Annotated in this window: 2 protein-coding genes; both read right to left on the bottom strand. The window is 60.3% G+C overall.

Translation table 11 applies throughout. The features are described 5' to 3' along the window. Positions 1-107: 107 nt before the first annotated feature. Positions 108-857, bottom strand: a complete 750-nt coding sequence (locus tag QMX98_RS34600) for a YkgJ family cysteine cluster protein (RefSeq protein ID WP_282412080.1) — start codon at positions 855-857, stop codon at positions 108-110. Between the two features lie 83 nt (positions 858-940). Beyond that, on the bottom strand, positions 941-1,267 hold the full coding sequence (locus QMX98_RS34595; RefSeq protein WP_077749378.1) for a hypothetical protein: 327 nt from the start codon (positions 1,265-1,267) through the stop codon (positions 941-943). Positions 1,268-1,424: the final 157 nt, after the last annotated feature.

The raw sequence follows: 1,424 nt of genomic DNA, 5'->3' as shown, positions 1-1,424 counted from the left end.
CTCCCACAGTAGATCTCAACAGGACACAGATTTTGTGTACGACGCAGATCAATGGTGGGAGCGAGCCTGCTCGCGAAGGGGCCATAACAGGTTGAACAGCCCTGGAATCAAGCCACCCGCAACGAAATAAACGCATAGTTCACCGGCGCTTCCGTCGCCACCATCGCCCCGGCCGCCTGCACTTGCACGGCGATGTCTTCCCCTGACACATGAAACTGCCAATCACTGCCTGAGCCCGCCAGCGGCTGCGCGGCAACCTGGTCGATGACGGTGGCAAACGCCTTCATATCCGGCAGATAAGCCGTAAATCCATCCCCCTTCAACGCTGTCGTCCGAATCCCCAGCAGCCCGCAAATCGCATCCTTGGTCTGAATGTCATCGCGATCCGCCTGACGCGAACGCTGGATCAATCCCGCGAGCTCCTGATCCACCAACTTACCCCCGATGATCAAGTCCGGTCCCTGTTCCCACGATTCGGGCGGGCATTCTTTCACTGCGGTGTTCAGCGCAATGTGCGGATTGATTTCCATCGGGTAGATGCGGCACACCAGCGGGCGGCGTTCGTAGATTCGGCAGAGGTTGTCTTCGTCAAGATTCCGGCAGGGACCGACGTTGTAGGCGGCAAAAGTGATCGCCACGTAAGCCTCGGACGTGCCGCTTCGCACCACTACTGAGCGACGCTCGGCGTGTTCGCGTTGCTGCACGGGAAGGCCCAGGCCGTTGCCGAGGAAACCTTCCACCAGCACGATCACCTGACCGCCGTCGGCCGCCCACATGCGGGCTTCGGCCAGGGTCAGGGGCACGTGGTGGTCGTTGCAGCATTTGCCGCAACCTACGCAGGAAAATGTCGTATTCATTGAGCGGCCGGTCGCTTCCGAGGGCATGGAACGGCGCCATAAAGACACCGCGAAGGCTCGGGTCGAAGCAAGTTATGCGCCAGTCACTGGGTTTTGGCGGTGGGGCGGATGGAGTCCCATTCGGTCACGTAGGCGGTTTTGCTCTTTTTGTTGTAGAGGCACAGTTCGGTGCCTTGCTGGCCTTTCATGTGTTTTTGCGGGTATTGGCCTTGCATCAGGAGCGCGGTGTAGTCGACCCGGTCGTCGAACTGCGCGGCGGTGCCGACGGGTTTGGCGTTTTTCAGGCCGCTGGCTTTGGTGCAGCTGGCGAGCACGGCTTTGTCGTAGGCGGCCCAGGCGTCGGGACTGGAGGCGTGGGCTTGGGGGGCGAGGGCGGTAAGGCAGAGCAAGGTCAGGGTGGCGGTTTTCATGGGGCAGGCATCCTTGGGCATTGAGTTGGCCGAGGGGTGGAGTATGCCTGATGGTATTGGGTTGAATGTGTCGGCCCCATCGCGGGCAGGCTCGCTCCCACAGTAGATCTTCACCAGACACCGATGTTGTGTACGACAAAAAAACATTGTGGGAGCG

The organism is Pseudomonas sp. PS02303, from assembly GCF_029959925.1.
GTDB lineage: Bacteria > Pseudomonadota > Gammaproteobacteria > Pseudomonadales > Pseudomonadaceae > Aquipseudomonas > Aquipseudomonas mandelii.
This window is presented reverse-complemented; position numbering and strand designations above follow the sequence as displayed.